Here is a 485-nt window from a genome sequence, read left to right as displayed (position 1 = left end):
AAACAGGATGGCCGCCAATACGGGACCTAATTCGCGCAACAGGGAAGCGGCAACCATATAGCCCCAAATATCGGCGGATTTGAATTTTGCCAGCTGCGTATAGCCCTGCAAGCCCAATACCATGCAGACAAACAGGCCGGACACAGCAACAATCAGGACAGACAACACGCCTGCAAAGTAAACCTAGCGGATGCTCAGGCGTGGGCGGGTAAATGCCGTACCTGATTTGGCCAGGATGTGCAGGAAAAACAGCGTAATGCTGCCCAGCGATTGGATGAAGCCGAGGGTTTTTGCCCCGACGAAACGGATAAAATTCATAGATTTCAGTTGATTGGTTAAATGGTTTCAGACGGCCTTGTTTAAGTTTCAGGCCGTCGGAACATCAGCCCAGCAAGTCTTGTTTTAAAGTCGTTTGCGCCGGATAGCGGTATGCGACGGGGCCGTCTGCCAAACCGCCGACAAACTGGCGTACCCAAGGCGAGTCG

The 485-nt window shown here is 52.6% G+C and carries 2 pseudogenes; both read right to left on the bottom strand.

Annotated features, from left to right (window positions below):
• Positions 1-318: pseudogene (locus ACTHUR_RS19480) on the bottom strand (ABC transporter permease); the annotation flags it as partial.
• Between the two features lie 64 nt (positions 319-382).
• Positions 383-485: pseudogene (locus tag ACTHUR_RS19475) on the bottom strand (ABC transporter ATP-binding protein); the annotation flags it as partial.

The organism is Neisseria sp. P0021.S007 (assembly GCF_051956855.1).
Note: the sequence above shows the minus strand (reverse complement) of the source record. Positions and strands in the feature narration are given on the sequence as shown.